Below are 16,958 nucleotides of genomic sequence, written 5' to 3' on the forward strand. Positions count from 1 at the left end.
TTACTGCGAAGTCGTCTTTTTGAATTGTAGCGCCTTCTTCAGCAACAACCATTTTTGCTTGTTGTTCACGGATGTTGTTCAATTGTTCTTCGATTTGTTCATCAGTTACTGTAGCATCTTGTTTTTCAGCTTCTAAGCCTTTGTAGTCGCCAAGTTTAACTTCAGGGCGTTTAGTTACAGTAGCTTTGAAAATCAAGTCTTTACCTTCTTCGAATTGTTCGCGTTCGATTTCTGGTTCAGATACAGGAACGATATCGTTTTCACGAAGTGCAGCACTGTAGTTTTGGCTAGCCAATACTTCGAATGCTTCTTCCATGATAGCGTCTTTGCCGAAGTTCATTTCCAAAATACGGCGAGGTGCATGACCTTTACGGAAGCCAGGAATGTTTACTTGACTTGCAATGCGTTTTACAGCTTGCTTAATGCCTTTATCTACTTCTGCTGCAGGTACTTCAATAGTTAACGTTACTACGTGTTGATCAACAGGATTTACAGTTGCTTTCATTTAAAATATGTCCTCCTCGAAGGGCAATACGCCCAAATTTCTGTAGTATATTATGCACTCCTAATAATAACATAAATGCAAAGTCAATGCAATTCTTCTCAATTTACACTAAAAGACCACCCCGAAATGGGTGGTCTTTCTATGTTCTACATAATTATGCGAATTAGTTATCTTTAGCAATCAATTTGATAATGTCACGACGAGACAAGATACCAATCAAATGGTAATCCTTATCTACAACAGGAACATTTTTCAAATGTTGATCAAGCATAACAGATACAATTTCCTCTACATCTTTATCCGGTGTAGTTGTAATAACTTCGTCAGTCATCAACTCATGAACGTGAGATGCTAACAATTTTTTGAATTGCGCATTATATTCGCCAATGCCATTGTAATAGATACTAGCGCCTAATACATTTACATAGTGAGGTACATGAGGACGTACTTTTTTGTAAAGCAAATCGCCTTCAGAAATAATACCTAATAATTTATTGTTGTCATCCACTACGGAAACAGCTGTTAAATTATATTTTACCAACAAATCAGCTACATCAGAAATTGGCGCATCTTTGCCAACAGTAACAGGGTATTTATTCATTACTTCTTGGATTTTCATAGTGAATTCCTCCTTACAAATACATCTTGCTTTATTATACTATTCGACATAATATAATAAAACTCCTTTTTTTATAAGAACATTATATAAATAATTTGTAAGTCTATTCTAATAGTATTTCTTATACTGATACTAAATCAATCTACCCTCATCATAATTATATTATTTATTCAAGAGATACAATCTATTTAAATTAACTACATCACCAATGATATGGTTCATTGCGATTAATTTTAGATGCTCTATAAATTTGCTCTACTAGTAATAAGCGTACCATTTGATGGGTAAATGTCATAGGACTAAAGGATAATTTATAATTCACGGACTTGCGCAACTCATCGCTTACTCCAAAAGCACCGCCAATGATGAACGCCATATCACTTATACCATCGACTTCTAGTTTAGCTATTGTTTTGGCCAAGTCTTCAGAGGACATCGTTTTACCGTACACATCTAACAACACTGTATAAGCATTCTTTGGAACAGCTTTTAATAAACGTTCCCCTTCTTCTGCAACGACTTGTTTACGATCTGCATCACTTGGTTTGTCTCCAATTTTACTTTCATTTAATTCTGTAATCGTAATGCCCCCGTATGGACGCATACGTTTTACAAATTCTGCTACCCCATCGCGCAAGTAAGCGTCTTTTAACTTGCCAATACAAACTACATAAAATCTCATACTCTACCTCTTTACAGATTGCATAGACACAATTTCATTAGGTTGTCCATGTTGCAACTTCATTTCCGGTCCAATGCGAACGCCACCATCTACGAGCATCTGTCCTATCGTTTGCGTAACAAGGACGGCATTATTGTTATTTTCAGAACGATGGGCCAAAATAACTTGCATGAAATCAGGTCGATTCATCATGAGCAAAGCTTGAGCAGCCATTTCATTGCTTAAATGGCCTTCATCGCTAGCAACACGTTGTTTTAAAAATGGTTGATAAGGACCAAACCGTAACATATGAGGATCATAATTAGCTTCTAGCACTAACAGAGTTGTATCATCCATACGATGTAAGATACTATCAGAAATTACACCCGTATCGGTAACGACAGTAGCCTTATCTTTTCCAGCAAATACATTAATACCTATTGGATCAGCCGCATCATGACTAACGCCAAATGACTCGACTACAAGATTGCCAAGAGAGAGGCTCCCCTTAGTCAATTCGATTAATTGGTTCTTTGGCACAATTAACTTATCTTGAATTTCACGCCACGTCCCTTGTTTCGTATATACAGGGATATCAAAACGTTTCAACAATTGTTGAAGACCTGCAATATGATCACTATGTTCATGACTGATAAAAATGCCCTCTACCTGTGCCATATCGATATGCAATTCTTTTAAACCATTGACGATACGTCGACAACTAATGCCCACATCGTGCAATATGACGGAGTTCCCTTTTTTTATTACTGTACAATTGCCTTTGCTACCACTAGCAAGAACATGGACCTCCAACGGTGAGGATTCACTCATCAAAACACTCCATATACTAAATCATAATTCTTTACATATTTTTGTGAAAGTCAGTGACTTAGTTATTCGATATAACTATTATATTAAGTTATGTAACCGTAAACTATCATTACTTGCTTTCAGATAAGTCAGACAAACGCTCTACAAAGTAAGCCATATTAGACTCGATATCTGGGCCTCTACGGAACATATCACCCCCTACAAGGAACATCGTATCATTACCGTATAATTCTACCAGTTCATTGAGACGAGCATCGGTTACACCACCACCCGGTGCTGGACAGGCTGCTTTCATCAATCCAAATGGATGTTTAATATAAGAGGAAATTCTCTTACATTGATCTTCGGTGAAAGTAAAACGTCCACCATAGGATACAAAGATAGGCATATCTGCACCAAAGATACGTGGTAACAATCCCAATTGCAAATAGTCGGCAATACCAGATACACCAGGGCTCATAAAGCCACCAGAGTAAGCAGGATGATGAATGATTGGTAAGCCTAACTTTTCATCATTTGCTAATTTATGAAGCCATCCAAATCCCACAAGACCGGAAGCCACCATAAGAGCTGTAGCACCTGCATCTTTTGCAAAATAAGCTCGCTCTATTACGTCTGTACCATCACCAGACACATTAGCTGCATATAATGTATGTGTACCATGGGCTTCATTCATTTCACGCACCGTGGCAGCACATCGTTGTACACGATCTTTAAATTGAGAGAATGACTGATTAGAAATACCGTGGTCATCTTTAATAACATCTGCCCCACCACGTGTATAAGCACCGCACATACGAGCGAGCTCTTCATTCGGTGTTCCCATAGGTTTTACTACGGCCTGAATCATAGGACGCGTTGGCGTTTCAACCAATTGACGAAGTCCTTGCAAGCCAAATTGAGGGCCTTTAAATACATCATATAAAGTTGGACAGAGTTCAATATCAACTACCCAAATATGTGGTTGTAACGATGAGTTACCAAAGACTACGTTTAAGAATTGCGTTGCTTCTAGCGCTGTTGTATCTACAAGATAGGAAATACGAGCCACATAGTAATGAGACGGATTTATCGTAACATTAGGCATAACCCCTACATTGGCATATGTAGAATCAGAACTCATAGGTTCTAAGGACTCCAATCTGCCAGTGATAGTGCCTTTAATGTACGGATCCGTTACAAACTCATAAGGAAACTCTATGGTTTGTTCTACCTGAACAGCCCAGGCAATGGCCTTTGCCTCTTCATACGAACTTGCTTCTATTCGATACGTAACTATAAATCGCTCGTCTTTCATAATGCGTCTCCTTTGCAATAATATTATTTAATTATATACCAAAGTAGTACACGATTCCATACAAAAAAAGGCCCCACTCTAAAACTAGAGTGAGACCTTTTGGAAAGAGCGAAAACATGTATATAGATTTTTTACCTATATAAACAAGGTTTCTACCGTGAGAGACAATACATGTAATCGTATGAGAATTAATTAATTTAACTATATCTTATTGATAGAAATGTTTAGGATAACCTTTGAATCGTGTGAAGTGACGATATTTACGTGTTGCACGGTTAGGTTCATTAACTGTTTTATAACCGAAGCCATTGAATACTACATTCAAAAGAACGGCTACGATACTACCAGCTGTGATACCAGATTTCAAAAGAATTTGTGCCCAAGCTGGGAAGTGAGCATAGAATTGAGGCGCTGCCAATGGAATCATGGATACCCCAATACTAATTGCTACGAGCATCAAGTTGTAGTTACCATCGAAGTTAACTTTACCAAGGGAGCGAATACCGCTGGCAATAATCATACCAAACATTGCGATACCTGCACCGCCTAATACAGCATTTGGGATACAAGCTACAATAGCTGCTAACTTAGGGAATAAACCTAATAAAATCAAGATTACACCAGATGCGGCTACAACGAAGCGACTTTTTACACGTGTTACAGCAATAAGACCAACGTTTTGAGCAAATGCAGTGTAAGGGAAGCTATTAAGGATACCACCAATTAAAGTGGATAAACCATCAGCGCGAAGCACTGCAGCCAATTCTTTTTGGCCGATAGGTTTGTCTACGATTTCACCAACCGCAATACTATCACCTGTTGTTTCTACCATAACTACAAGCATTACAATGATCATAGAAATAATAGATGCAAAATCAAAGGTAGGCATGCCAAAGTAGAATGGTGTTACAACGGAAATCCATTGAGAACGACCTACTTCAGAGAAGTCAGTAATACCACAAATCATAGCTAGAGCAGTACCGAGGATAAGCCCTACCAAAATAGCCAGATTACCAAGGAACCCTTTACCAAATCGATATGTCAAAATAACGAGAATAAATGTAGCTACACCAAGAGCTATGTATAGTGGATCGCCGAAGTTTTTGTTACCTACGCCGCCACCCATCCAGTTAACCGCTACTGGCATCAAGTTAATACCAATAATAGTAATGATGGTACCTGTTACTACAGGCGGGAATAGACGAATCAAACGGCTAAAGAATGGTGCTACAACAAATGTAAACAGCCCGGCTACGATAATAGCACCATAAATGGTATTAATATCATGCTGTTGACCAATCAGGATCATTGGACCTACAGAAGCAAATGTTACACCTTGAATAAGAGGAATACGACCACCAACAGGACCAAAGCCTAATGTTTGAATCAATGTAGCTACACCACATGTGAACAAATCGGCTGTGATCAAACGAATTAAATCTTCAATTGGCAAATGCATGGCTTGCGCAATAATGATTGGTACCGCTACGGCACCAGCATACATGGCTAACACGTGCTGTAAACCATAAGCAAATAATTGCGGGATTGGCAGCATACCATCTACATGGTTGACACCAGATACACCTTTACTCATAAGAATCACCTCATATCTTACGTTTTAGTTACTAGTAAATAATATAGTCATACTATCGTACTTGATAGAGTTTAAAAATCTCATAGACTTCACGTGGGAACCTTGATGGACAGGGGCCGTAGCCCCTACCCATTAAGCAAATATTCTATTTTTTATAACCTGTATGTTGAATCGGCAAGGACCTACGTGGTTCTCCGTCGATACGACGATATGCATTTGCAATAGCTGGTGCAATAGGGATACTAGAGATTTCGCCAATACCCTTAGCGCCATATGCATATTGTTCTGGTGTCCCCTTTTCAATAAGGCTTACATGAATTGGAGGACATTGTGTGGCTCTAAGAAGACCTAATGTGCCATATTTAGCTGTTACATATCCATCTTTATAAGGGAAGTCTTCTGTAACTGCATAGCCCATACCCATGATAGCACCGCCTTCGGCTTGCCCAGCACAAGATTGAGGATTTACAACACGACCTACATCGTATGCTACATGTAGTTCAGCAACTTTATTATCTTCACCAATTCTAGCTACACATGCACCATAACCGTAAGCAACGTGATTTTTTGGATGTGGTTTATCGGAGTTGAATGGATCAGTTTCACCAAGGAACTCTTCATAAATTTCTACACCATTCAATTCTTCTAAGGTCTTAGTTTCTAACATTTCTTTCAAGCGAAGACTTGCTTGACGCGTTGCTTCACCAGTGAATACTGTTTGACGGGATGCAGTAGTTGTACCAGAGTCTGGTGTACGTACCGTATCTGGACGTTCCACAAATACTTTATCCGCTGTTAAGCCAGTTGTTTCACAAAGCACTTGAGTAGCCATAGTCGCCATACCTTGACCGATACATGCTGCACCAGTACGGATACGAACTTTACCATCACGTACTTCTAAGATAACGCGACCAGTATCAGGTAAACCTACACCGATACCACTATTTTTCAAGCATACTGCAAGGCCTGTACGATCAGATGCATAATACGCATCTTTTACGGCTTCCAAACATTCTGCTAATGCAGTTTCTTCGGAACAAATTTGACCATTCGGTAAGGAATCACTAGGGCGAACAACGTTTTTATAACGGAATTCCCAAGGATCCATGCCTACCAATGCAGCTAATTCATCAATGTTTTGTTCTTGACCAAAGATAGTTTGTGTTACACCGAACCCGCGGAATGCACCACCAGGAACTGTATTTGTGTAAACGCAAACACCATCAAAGGCAAAGTTATCAAATTTGTAAGGACCACAAGAGTGTGTACCTGCACGTTGAAGTACAGGACCACCTAAGGATGCATATGCACCACAGTTAGATACGATGTTCACCTTACTTGCTACCAAGTTACCTTCTGCGTCACAAGCAGTAGTAATATCCATTTCCATCGCATGTCGTTTAGGATGAATATTAAGACTTTCTTGACGGGAGAAGAGAACCTTAGTTGGTTTGCCTGTGAGCCAAGCTACAAGAGATGCATGATGCTGTACGCTCATGTCCTCTTTACCACCAAAGCCACCACCTACAAGCATACTATGAACCTTTACAGATTCCTCAGGAATGCCAAGCATACGAGATACTTCATGACGATCATCGTAAACATTTTGGCTACCGGAATGTAAATGAATTACATCGCCTTCACGATATGCTACAGCACATTCAGGTTCCATGAATGCATGATCTGTTTGAGGTGTGGAATAGTGATTTGTTACAACAAATGCGGCCTCAGCAATAGCCTTATCTACATCACCACGAGATAATGTTTGGCGAGTCAATACATTTCCATTTGGATGTAATTGAGGTGCATCCGGTTTCAATGCTTCTAATGGGTCTACTACAGGCTCTAACTCTGTATAATCAACTTCAACGAGAGCAAGAACTTCGTCCAAATATTTCTTTTCTGTAGTTGCTACTAATGCAATTGCATCGCCAACATAGCGAGTATTATCACCTTCTGCGATGAGTACATCCCAGTCTGGCACTAAGTGACCAGTCTTATTGAATGGTACATCTTTAGCAGTCAAAGCCGTTACACACTTAGGATGTGCAAGTGCTTTAGACACATCAACGCGATCGACTCTAGCACGAGGGTATTTAGAACGCAACGCTTTTGCGTAAATCATGCCATCCATATGGATATCGTCAGCATATTTTCCAGTACCAAGTGCTTTTTCCTCCGCATCAACGCGGTGTAAACGAGCACCTACATTACCATTTGTATCCTTTTCAGGAACTGGTAAGTTCTCACGGAACATTTTTGCTGCCAGCATAATGCCTTCTTCGATTTTCACATAACCAGTACAACGACAGATATTACCTAAAATAGCTTTTTTAACATCGTCAGGTGTAGGGTCATTATTTTCATCAATCAAAACTTTTGCACTAATAATCATACCTGGGATACAGAAACCACACTGCACCGCTCCGCATTCACCAAAAGCATAGGTGTATACCGCTTTTTCCCGTTCAGATAGGCCCTCAATTGTTACGACTGATTTACCATCTAATTGGGATAATTTAGTTACACAAGCCTTTGCTTTTTTTCCGTCTATAATTACTGTACACGTACCACAAGCACCAGCACTACAACCTTCTTTAGTGCCCGTCAATTTCAAATCAGCTCTCAAGAAATCAATTAAACGTTGATCCTCTTGAACCTCATGTTGGGTGCCATTCACTTGAAAGCGGTACATATATAGCCCTCCTCTCATTAAGGAATACATTCACCAAGATATGATTCTAATAAGGATCCATCTTGTACCACATGGTGACCTCTAAGGATTACATCTCGAACTTTACCTGTTACGGATATGCCCTCATAAGGTATATAGTCAGCCTTTGTATGGGCGGACTCTTTTGAAAGCACATGCTCAATGCGCTTATCAACAATTGTAATATCCCCATCGCTGCCAACGGCTAACGTGCCCTTCTTCGGATACATACCGTAAAGCTTGGCAGGGTTTTCACTAACTAATTTCATAAAATCTACAGCACTCATATTGCATTGATTTACCAACACATCATAAGCGATGATGCCCCGTTCCTCTGCGCCTGGAATACCTCCAGGAATACGGGTAAAATCATGTCGACTCTTTAATTTTTGATCATTAAAGGTAAAGCTACAATGATCAGAACCAATCGTTTGGAATAGACCATTTACTAATGCATCCTTTAATGCCATTTGATCTTGTATCGTTCTCAGCGGTGGACTCATCACATATTTAACACCTTCAAAATCAGGCAACGTATATCGTGATTCATCAAGTACCAAATATTGTGGGCAAGTTTCACAAGTCACTTTATGTCCTAAGTTTCGTTCCCGAACAACCTCTTCTAAGCCCTCTTTAGAACTTACATGAACAATATGTACAGGATAGTCTAATGCAGCACCGATTGTACTAAAGCGCTTAATCGCTTCCGATTCAATCATGGCAGGTCTTGTGAGTGGATGATTGCTTACATCTAATTCACCGCGCTTACGCTTATCAGCTACGAGTGCATCGATGAGATCCCCAGTTTCACAGTGAGCTCCTACAAGTGCGCCTGTTGGTTTTATAGCTTCAATAGCGTCATAAATCTCACGGTCCGTTAAACGGAAGCCATAAGCTAAATATACCTTAAAGGATGATACACCAGCTTCAACCACTTTTGGGATTTCACTGGCCACAGTATCATTCATTTCTACAAGCTCCATATGGAATTTGTAGTCACAGGAGCAATGCCCTGCGGCACGCTCCTTGTGAACTTCTAAGCCTTTACAAAGGGAGCCTTCCTCAGGAGAAGCAAAATTGATAATTGAAGTAGTCCCGCCAAGGATAGCAGCCTTTGTGCCACTATCAAAATCATCCGCAGTAGACGCTAAGGCATTTGTCATCTGAAAGTGTGTATGAGGATCTATAAATCCAGGGAATACATAGCAACCTTTTGCATTAATAACTTCAGCACCTTCTGGAACAGAAAGGTGTTCATCAATGGCGACAATTTTGTCGCCATCGATAAGTAAATCTCCGGTAAGGATTCGATCAGTTAAGACCAAGTCCCCTTGTTGTATGATAATCATGATACATAGTACACATGCTCTTTACAGAAGGCATGTACGACTCCTTTCAATTCTTCAGGTAATGCATCGATGTCACATACGGCTTCTTCCCCTTTGAAGCGATAACCACAGCTAGTGCCTGTGATGTAGAATCCATCATTTGTACTATCTGCTAAAGCTTCGGCATTGTGGAAGAATGTAATGCGATCCTTGTATGGTTGACAAGGTTCTACGCAATGACATGCACAGTTACCACATTCATTACAGCTTTGATCAATATGGATAATCAATTTAGCATCATTTACAGTAACGACTTCATTACATCTATTAGGACATACGCGAACACAAGAGCCACATGTTACACGGCAGTGATAATCAGAACTACGTGTACCTGGGAAGGATGGCATTGCTTCACGTTTTTTCTTCATTGCGTCGCTCTTCTTGAAGATTTTATTTTCACTAATATCTTTAGCAAGTTTAGCGATTAGATCTTTATGTACTTTCAAAGCAGCGTTGTAATCAGTAGATTCTACTTCATCGGCTAAACCTTTAAATGTATTGTAGCCTTCACCTTGAAGAAGAATTGTACATACTGTTACAGGCCAGATACCACAATCAAAGATAGCTTTGATATTTTGTTTTACAGCGCCACCGCTGTAAGACATTGGTAAGCGTTCGCCGAATTGAGCACTTAAGAGCTCAGCTACCCCAATTGTTACAGGTAACAAGGATTTACCAGACATGTACATTTGCTCACCTGGCAATTCATTGTTGTGAATTTGTACAGGGAATGTATTTGTCAATTTAACGCCAAAGATCTTGTTGTGTTTTTCACCAAGAGCGATAAGACGTTCTAACATTGGAACAGCTTTATCAAATTGAAGGTCAACTTCGAATTGGTGATTTTCAAAGTCAATATATTCAAAGCCTGCATTATCTAATAACTCTCTAATGCGTTTTGGACCTAACAATGTAGGATTGCATTTCAAGTATAAATGAAGGCCTTTTTCACTGATAAGGTAAGAACAAATCGATTCGATTTCTTCTGCTGGGCAACCGTGCATTGTGGACAATGTAATTGCTTGGCAAAGTTCATCACTAATTGAGTTGATATAATCAGCATCGATATGTTCAAATTCATCTACATGGTCAAGGCACCATTGTTTACAAGTATCCCACATAGGAGATTGAGATGCACTGCGCATTGTGTTGATAAATTTATCAACCATTGGGCTCTTAATACCAGCCAAGTTGTAACCAACACTCATGATGAATAGGAAACCATCTGGATCGCCTAATCCTAATTCTTTAGAGATTAATTTTAAAGCGAACCATGCTTTGATATATTCATCAGCAGCTTCATCACAGCTATATTCAGAAGACCATTCTACGTTGTATGTTTCGTCTACAGAGTAGATACAAGGTCTAGGAATACCTAGTTCTTCGCCGTACATAATTTGTACAGTTTTTAATTCGATGCAACGAGCACCTGCTACATAAGATGCCACAATGTTTTGTGCCAACTGTGTATTAGGACCTGCTGCTGGGCCTACAGGATTTTCAATAGATTTACCAAACATTGGTAAACGTTGTTTATGATTGATACGATGAATTTTATTTACATTGTAAATACGATTATACATCTTGTACTCAGTCATAATGTGGTTCATCAATTTTCCGAAACTTACCGGATACATAATGTCACTCATAATGTCACACTCCTTTAAAGCGCTTGCGTTATGGGTTTAGTCGTTTCCATAAACCTTTAGATGTTGCTAAAACTTCGTTCATTACTTCAGCTTTGTCGATGCCTTGTAATTTACGGTCAATCATACGTGGTACACCATCACTAATAGTTGTTACCACATACATACCATTAGCACCGAATAATAAGTGACCATTGATGTTATTTTCATCAAGTGGTGTTGGTGCTGCGTAATCAAGAACGATTACGTCAGCTGCAGCACCTTTTTTAAGGATGCCTACTGTAGTATCAAAGAATTCATTCGCCATTTTACGGTTGTTTTCAAATAGCATATGAGGAACTTCTCCCCAGCCTACATATGGTTTATGTTGCTCATGTTTTACAAGACAATTTGCAACTTTGTAGGATTCGAGCATGTCATTTGTATAGCCATCTGTACCAAGGCCAACTGTGATACCTGCACCTAAAAGCTTCAAGATATCTGTTGTGCCTACTGCATTACCCATGTTACTTTCAGGGTTATGAACAACCTTAGCTTGAGATTCTTTTAATAATTCCACATCTTGATCAGTTACGTGTACGCAGTGACCAGCTATACTCTTAGGTCCTAAAATACCAGCTTCTACAAGTCGTCTTACAGGTGTCATGCCATATTTTTCTTTACTATCTGCCACATCTTCTGGGCCTTCAGCAACATGAACGTGATATCCTAACTTGTCTTCATTTTGTGCTTTCACATAATCTAATGTTTCAGGACTTAATGTAAAGGATGCATGTAAGCCCATCATAGCAGCGAGTCTAGATGGATCTTTTTTAGCCTCTTTACCAAAACGTACATTTTCTGCAACAGCGGCTTTCATCTGATCAACACCGTTACGGTCAGACACTTCGTAGCACAAACAAGAGCGAACACCAAACTGTTTTGCTACATCTGCAATAATAGATAGGCTATTAACTGTTTCGCCATAACTTGCATGGTGGTCAAAAATAGTAGTTACACCATTTTCGATACAACCTAAATATGTAAGTAATGCGCTTGCCTTCACATCTGGAGCTGTCAGCTTATTATCTAAATAGAACCATAGGCCTTCTAAAATTTCACCAAAGTTTGTTGGTGCTGGACCTGGTAAGGATAAGCCTCGTGCAAGAGCGGAATAAATATGATGATGTGCATTAATAAAGCCTGGCATAATCAAACCGCCATGAGCATCAATAACTTCAGCCTCTTTATATGTTTTGCATAATTCATCATATGCGCCAATATCAATAATCTGAGTTCCGTCAATAACAACAGCGCCATCATAAATGATAGGTCTATCAGTATCGCGAGTAATTACAGTACCTTTTCCTAATATAATCATAGGGCACCTCCCCAACGAATCGTTGGATGCATACTTATAAATCTATATATTATTATAATACTATACGCGTACCTGTTTTTCCTGCTATACCATCCTTAGATTTTTCTAATAATGTGATAATGGAAACACGGCCTTTTTTAGATTCTGCAAATGCAATGGCAGCTTCTACTTTTGGTTTCATAGAACCTTCTGCGAATTCACCTGCTGCTGCATATTCTTTAGCTTCTGCAACTGTGATTTCATCAAGCCACTTTTCATTTTCTTTACCAAAATTAATGGCTACTTTTTCAACCGCTGTTAAGATAACAAGTACATCAGCATCAATTTCTTGTGCTAACAAGCTACTAGTCCAGTCTTTATCAATAACGGCTGCTGCACCATGAAGTTCATTACCTTCTCTAGTTACAGGGATACCGCCACCGCCACAAGCAACGATTAATTGTTTACCTACTAAGCCTTTAATCGCTTCGATTTCGATAATTTCTTTAGGTGCTGGGGATGCTACTACACGGCGATAACCGCGGCCAGCATCTTCTTTTACAACATAATCGTAATTTTTTTCTGCATATTCAGCTTCTTCTTTAGTCATAAAGTGACCAATTGGTTTTGTAGGATTTTTAAAACCAGGGTCATTTTGATCAACTAATACTTGCGTAACCATTGTCATGGTTGGCAAATGTTCAATACCACGATTTAACAATTCTTCGTGAAGCGCATTTTGTAAGTCATATCCAATATATGCTTGGCTCATAGCCACACATACAGACAATGGTGTATTTGGTTGACCTTTTACTTCACGTGTCAATGCAGCCATCGCATTGTTGATCATACCGATTTGAGGACCATTGCCATGCGTTACTACTACATCACAATTAGCTTCTACTAAATCAATAATTGTTTTAGCTGTACTTTTTACGGCAATTTTTTGTTCTGGAAGGGAATTACCTAATGCATTCCCGCCTAATGCTACTACAACTCTTTTTTTCATGTTATGCCTCATAACAAACTATTTAGAATAAAAAGGAGCCATCATCACGGATGGCCCCTAAACTTTACTTTACGGTTGAACTCGGTCAGTTCCCTTCCGCTCTAATTCTTTTAAGGTTTCTACAGGATTCTTAAATTTGCTTAAGAAGATCATAGCTGCAATAACATATGGTTTGTAGCTTGCTTCTTTATAAAGAGGTATACGATAGCGATCGAATACTGTTGCGTCTACTTCGCCTTCTTCACAACTTACACCTGTAATATCTGCTGGTAAGCAATGTAAGTAAAGAGCTTTACCGTCTTTAGTGAGACTCATCATCTCTTCAGTACATGCCCAATCTTTATGTTTACCATTTTCTTCAAGAAGAACTTTTTCTAATGCTTTAATGCCTTCATGGTCGTTTTCGCCATATAGTTTCGTACGTTTTTCCATCGCACCAAATGGAGCCCAGCTCTTAGGATATACGATATCTGCATCTTTGAAAGCGTCCTTCATGTCGTTAGTTCTACGGAAGGAACCGCCGCTTTCTTCAGCTTGTTTCTTAGCAATTTCTTCAACTTCCGGCATTACTTCGTAGCCTTCTGGATGTGCTAATACAACTTCCATACCTAGACGAGTGAATAAACCAATAGCACCTTGAGGTACGGATAAAGGTTTACCATAAGATGGAGAGTACGCCCAAGTCATAGCAATTTTTTTACCTTTAAGGTTTTCTACACCACCAAATTCTTTGATAATATGAGCTGCATCAGCCATGATTTGTGTTGGATGATCGATATCGCATTGTAAGTTTACAAGTGTAGGACGTTGTTCTAATACGCCATCTTCGTGACCTTCTTTTACTGCATCGGATACTTGATGCATGTAAGCATTACCTTTACCGATGTACATATCATCGCGGATACCGATAACGTCAGCCATGAAGGAAATCATGTTAGCTGTTTCACGAACTGTTTCACCGTGAGCGATTTGGGATTTACCTTCATCCAAGTCTTGAACTTCTAAACCTAAAAGGTTACAAGCGGAAGCAAAGGAGAAGCGAGTTCTTGTGGAGTTATCACGGAATAAGGAAATGCCTAGGCCGCTGTCGAATACTTTAGTGGAAATATTGCGTTCTCTAAGAGCACGTAACGCATCAGCTACTGCCCAAACACCTTTTAATTCATCTTCAGATTTTTCCCATGTAAGGAAGAAATCTTCGCCGTACATTTTGCTAACGTCTAAGCCTTTTAAAGTTTCAATACTTTTATTGAAGTCTGTCATCTGTAAGTCCTCTCTTTCAATTCCCTAAAGGGCTACTTAGAATCTAACTTTATTCGGTACCTCATCATATGGTGAGGTACCGTATTAAATTTGTAGTTATGAACTATGTTCTAATGATGTCCATTTTAAATAGATCTAATTCAATGTATATGATATTAGTCTTTGCAGTATACGGATGGTAATAATGCATATACAGCTGCACATGTTACAAGGTCTTGTTTCCATGTGATTTCGTTAGGAGCATGTGCTTGTGCTTCTGCGCCAGGACCGAAGCCGATGCAAGGGATACCATTACGACCCATGATGGATACGCCATTAGTGGAGAATGTCCATTTATCAGTCAATGGGCGAGCTTTACGCATTTCAACTGTGTCTTCAGCGCCGATACGTTCGTTACCATACAAGCTAGTGTATGCTTCTTCCAAAGCTTCTGTTACTTTGTGATCTTTAGGAATTACCCAAGTTGGGAAGTAGCATTCGATTGGATATGTTAAACCAGTCCAGGATGGACGAGCATATTCGTACATGGATACTTTTGCACCATATTCTTTAACATGTGGTAAAGCTTCGATTTCAGCCAAGCAGGATTGCCATGTTTCACCAGCTGTCATACGACGGTCTAAGGAAACGGAGCAAGAGTCAGCTACTGCACAACGGCTTGGGGAAGTGTAGAAGATTTGGGAAGTAGTTACAGTACCGCGACCTAAGAAGCGAGCTTCTTCGTAGTGGTCAGGATTGAATTTAGGGTCAAGCATTTTAACAAGACCTTTAATTTTTGTGCTTTCATCAGCAGAGTTAGCATTCAATTCACGGATATCTTGAAGGATGTCAGCCATCTTGTAGATTGCGTTGTCACCGCGTTCAGGAGCGGAACCATGGCAAGATACGCCTTGTACGTCTACGCGGATTTCCATACGGCCACGTTGACCACGGTAGATACCACCGTCAGTTGGTTCAGTGGATACTACGAATTCAGGACGAATATTACGTTCTTTAATCATGTATTCCCAGCAAAGGCCATCGCAGTCTTCTTCTTGAACTGTACCTACAACAAGTACGCGATATTTATCACTTAAAAGACCTAAGTCTTTCATGATTTTAGCACCGTATACAGCGGATACGATACCACCTAATTGGTCGGATACACCACGACCACCGATTTTAGTTTCATCTTCGAAACCTTCATAAGGATCGAAGTTCCAGTTATCGCGATTACCAATACCTACAGTATCGATATGAGCGTCGAAGGCAATTAGGGTTTTACCAGTACCCATGTAACCAAGAATGTTACCCATTGGGTCTACTTCAACTTCGTCAAAGCCAAGATCTTTCATTTCTTTTTCAATGCGTTGAACGTGTTCTTTTTCTTCTGCACTTTCACCAGGGAATGCTACGATTTCACGTAAGAACTTGGTCATCGCTGGTCCATAAGTTGCTGCTGCTTGTTTAATTGCTTGTAAATCCATAATTAATGCCTCCTAACGATCTTCACCGTACCACATAATGTTTTTATATCTTTCAGGGTCTGTATCACCTTCAGTGGAGAAGCAGAGCACCTTTGAAGACGCATCTAATTCTAATTCCTTGCGTAAGTCTTCATATTCTGGCATTGTCATAATTGCCGTTACAAGACCTAATGGAACTGCACCAGATTCACCGGTCGTAATTGGTGTGTCACCTTTAATTGGTGCCCCACCAACGCGCATTCCAAGTCTTGCTACCCAATCAGGAGCAGATACGAATACATCCGCATGGTTTCTTAAAATATCCCAAGAAACTGTATTTGGTTCGCCACAAGCTAAACCTGCCATGATTGTATCTAAATCACCCTCAACGATACGAGGATTACCATCATCAGCTACAGCCCCTTTGTATAAGCAAGCTGCTGCTTGAGCTTCTACAACTACTAATTTAGGCTTCTTAGCTGCATTGCTATATAAATTAGTAAAGTAGCCTACTACAGAACCTGCTAAAGAACCTACACCAGCTTGTACCACTACATGAGTTGGTACCTTGCAGTTTGCAGCTTCTAACTGTTCTGCTGTTTCCATAGCCATTGTGCCATAGCCTTGCATGATCCAGTTTGGAATTTC

Annotated in this window: 14 protein-coding genes; all 14 read right to left on the reverse strand. The window is 39.7% G+C overall.

Annotation, left to right across the window (positions count from 1 at the left end; all coding sequences use genetic code 11):
* Positions 1-505: trigger factor (locus QZ055_RS03640; protein ID WP_295824703.1), on the reverse strand; the 505-nt coding region annotated here is incomplete at its 3' end.
* 163 nt (positions 506-668) lie between these two features.
* Positions 669-1,124 carry a CBS domain-containing protein gene (locus tag QZ055_RS03645; protein ID WP_024065467.1) on the reverse strand — a complete coding sequence of 152 codons (456 nt, stop codon included), beginning with the start codon at positions 1,122-1,124 and terminating at the stop codon, positions 669-671.
* A 202-nt stretch (positions 1,125-1,326) separates the two neighbouring features.
* Positions 1,327-1,806, reverse strand: coding sequence for a 23S rRNA (pseudouridine(1915)-N(3))-methyltransferase RlmH (gene rlmH / locus QZ055_RS03650; RefSeq protein WP_295824706.1), 480 nt, complete (start codon positions 1,804-1,806; stop codon positions 1,327-1,329).
* A gap of 3 nt (positions 1,807-1,809) precedes the next feature.
* Entirely contained in the window at positions 1,810-2,616 is an 807-nt protein-coding gene (locus QZ055_RS03655) for an MBL fold metallo-hydrolase (protein WP_295824708.1), read from the reverse strand.
* Positions 2,617-2,725: 109 nt separating this feature from the next.
* A complete protein-coding gene (locus tag QZ055_RS03660) occupies positions 2,726-3,913 on the reverse strand; it encodes a RuBisCO large subunit C-terminal-like domain-containing protein (RefSeq protein WP_295824710.1) in 1,188 nt (395 codons plus the stop codon).
* Positions 3,914-4,121: 208 nt separating this feature from the next.
* Entirely contained in the window at positions 4,122-5,507 is a 1,386-nt protein-coding gene (locus QZ055_RS03665) for a nucleobase:cation symporter-2 family protein (RefSeq protein WP_105085927.1), read from the reverse strand.
* A gap of 145 nt (positions 5,508-5,652) precedes the next feature.
* The gene (gene xdh / locus QZ055_RS03670; protein WP_295824712.1) at positions 5,653-8,202 is read right to left on the reverse strand and encodes a selenium-dependent xanthine dehydrogenase; all 2,550 of its coding nucleotides are present in this window, start codon (positions 8,200-8,202) and stop codon (positions 5,653-5,655) included.
* A 17-nt stretch (positions 8,203-8,219) separates the two neighbouring features.
* The gene (gene hydA, locus QZ055_RS03675) at positions 8,220-9,569 is read right to left on the reverse strand and encodes a dihydropyrimidinase (protein ID WP_295824714.1); all 1,350 of its coding nucleotides are present in this window, start codon (positions 9,567-9,569) and stop codon (positions 8,220-8,222) included.
* Positions 9,566-11,257 (reverse strand): selenate reductase, encoded by a 1,692-nt coding sequence (locus QZ055_RS03680; RefSeq protein ID WP_295824716.1) that lies wholly within the window; start codon positions 11,255-11,257, stop codon positions 9,566-9,568. Before QZ055_RS03680 ends, hydA begins: the two co-directional genes overlap by 4 nt.
* 28 nt (positions 11,258-11,285) lie before the next feature.
* A complete protein-coding gene (gene ssnA / locus QZ055_RS03685; protein ID WP_295792730.1) occupies positions 11,286-12,614 on the reverse strand; it encodes a putative aminohydrolase SsnA in 1,329 nt (442 codons plus the stop codon).
* 52 nt (positions 12,615-12,666) lie between these two features.
* Positions 12,667-13,602, reverse strand: a complete 936-nt coding sequence (gene arcC / locus QZ055_RS03690) for a carbamate kinase (RefSeq protein WP_105089456.1) — start codon at positions 13,600-13,602, stop codon at positions 12,667-12,669.
* 69 nt (positions 13,603-13,671) lie between these two features.
* A complete protein-coding gene (gene ygeW / locus QZ055_RS03695) occupies positions 13,672-14,865 on the reverse strand; it encodes a knotted carbamoyltransferase YgeW (protein ID WP_295780577.1) in 1,194 nt (397 codons plus the stop codon).
* A 155-nt stretch (positions 14,866-15,020) separates the two neighbouring features.
* On the reverse strand, positions 15,021-16,331 hold the full coding sequence (locus QZ055_RS03700) for a YgeY family selenium metabolism-linked hydrolase (RefSeq protein WP_119208547.1): 1,311 nt from the start codon (positions 16,329-16,331) through the stop codon (positions 15,021-15,023).
* A gap of 12 nt (positions 16,332-16,343) precedes the next feature.
* A partial coding sequence (locus tag QZ055_RS03705; protein ID WP_295824718.1) for a diaminopropionate ammonia-lyase occupies positions 16,344-16,958 on the reverse strand: 615 nt, incomplete at its 5' end.

This window comes from uncultured Veillonella sp. (assembly GCF_905209685.1).
Lineage (GTDB): Bacteria > Bacillota > Negativicutes > Veillonellales > Veillonellaceae > Veillonella.

What these genes read in the sequence shown, in the direction of transcription:
- QZ055_RS03645 (WP_024065467.1), bottom strand. Translation starts at nt 1,124, where the DNA reads ATGAAAATCCAAGAAGTAATGAATAAATACCCTGTTACTGTTGGCAAA.
- rlmH (WP_295824706.1), bottom strand. Translation starts at nt 1,806, where the DNA reads ATGAGATTTTATGTAGTTTGTATTGGCAAGTTAAAAGACGCTTACTTG.
- QZ055_RS03655 (WP_295824708.1), bottom strand. Translation starts at nt 2,616, where the DNA reads ATGAGTGAATCCTCACCGTTGGAGGTCCATGTTCTTGCTAGTGGTAGC.
- QZ055_RS03660 (WP_295824710.1), bottom strand. Translation starts at nt 3,913, where the DNA reads ATGAAAGACGAGCGATTTATAGTTACGTATCGAATAGAAGCAAGTTCG.
- QZ055_RS03665 (WP_105085927.1), bottom strand. Translation starts at nt 5,507, where the DNA reads ATGAGTAAAGGTGTATCTGGTGTCAACCATGTAGATGGTATGCTGCCA.
- xdh (WP_295824712.1), bottom strand. Translation starts at nt 8,202, where the DNA reads ATGTACCGCTTTCAAGTGAATGGCACCCAACATGAGGTTCAAGAGGAT.
- hydA (WP_295824714.1), bottom strand. Translation starts at nt 9,569, where the DNA reads ATGATTATCATACAACAAGGGGACTTGGTCTTAACTGATCGAATCCTT.
- QZ055_RS03680 (WP_295824716.1), bottom strand. Translation starts at nt 11,257, where the DNA reads ATGAGTGACATTATGTATCCGGTAAGTTTCGGAAAATTGATGAACCAC.
- ssnA (WP_295792730.1), bottom strand. Translation starts at nt 12,614, where the DNA reads ATGATTATATTAGGAAAAGGTACTGTAATTACTCGCGATACTGATAGA.
- arcC (WP_105089456.1), bottom strand. Translation starts at nt 13,602, where the DNA reads ATGAAAAAAAGAGTTGTAGTAGCATTAGGCGGGAATGCATTAGGTAAT.
- ygeW (WP_295780577.1), bottom strand. Translation starts at nt 14,865, where the DNA reads ATGACAGACTTCAATAAAAGTATTGAAACTTTAAAAGGCTTAGACGTT.
- QZ055_RS03700 (WP_119208547.1), bottom strand. Translation starts at nt 16,331, where the DNA reads ATGGATTTACAAGCAATTAAACAAGCAGCAGCAACTTATGGACCAGCG.